Source organism: Acetobacter sp. DsW_059 (assembly GCF_002153695.1).
Lineage (GTDB): Bacteria > Pseudomonadota > Alphaproteobacteria > Acetobacterales > Acetobacteraceae > Acetobacter > Acetobacter thailandicus.
On record NZ_JOPI01000075.1, the window covers coordinates 1 to 366 of the forward strand.

1 pseudogene is annotated in these 366 nt (G+C 47.3%); it reads right to left on the reverse strand.

Annotation, left to right across the window (positions count from 1 at the left end):
• A pseudogene (locus HK25_RS13430) lies at positions 1-322 on the reverse strand (hypothetical protein); the annotation flags it as partial.
• Positions 323-366: the final 44 nt, after the last annotated feature.

The window sequence follows — 366 nt, forward strand, 5'->3', positions numbered from 1 at the left end:
CTTTCAGGTCTATCTTGCTGGTCTGAACCCAGTTCCCCATTTTCAGATCAACAGAATTGCCACCTGCATTGGTAATAGCTGAGATTTTCAGGTTTTTCTTTGTGGTATATGCCGATGTCTGTCCCTGCACTGCGAGTGTACAGGAACCTGAAAAAAGAACGGAATCGCCGTATAAGATCGCTAAATCAACCTGTGTCTTTGCTGCCTGAGACACGGGAAGGTCTCCATTAAATAAAACCCTGAAGTTTGTTGTGGGTTCTGGCAGGCAAACAAGTGTTTCTGAGGCCCGAAGGCCCCATATTGTTTGATCGAGAGAGGTCATTTAGCACCTCAGGCAGTTGTGGAAGCGGTGGAGGTCGTAGCAGT